Below are 255 nucleotides of genomic sequence, written 5' to 3'. Positions count from 1 at the left end.
TTTTCTATGAATAAAGCTATTAAATATTTTGGAATTGACATTAGCCACTTGGTATTCGATGTCACGGATTCTGATGGCAATTACTATCAATTTAAAAACAATGTATCAGGCTTTAAAAAGTTTGTAAAGCTCTTAGATATTGATAGCCATTGCGTGATGGAGGCAACAGGGTATTATCATTATCAACTGGCTTACCATTTACTAGAATCTAGTCTAAAAGTATCGGTAGAAAATCCATTAGCGGTGAAACACTTT

The 255-nt window shown here is 32.9% G+C and carries 1 pseudogene; it reads left to right on the top strand.

Features of this window, described 5'->3' with window-relative positions:
* Nucleotides 1-6 precede the first annotated feature (6 nt).
* A pseudogene (locus tag CXF67_RS00355) lies at nt 7-255 on the top strand (IS110 family transposase); the annotation flags it as partial.

Source organism: Psychroflexus sp. MES1-P1E, assembly GCF_002836055.1.
Classification (GTDB): Bacteria; Bacteroidota; Bacteroidia; order Flavobacteriales; family Flavobacteriaceae; genus Psychroflexus.
This window is presented reverse-complemented; position numbering and strand designations above follow the sequence as displayed.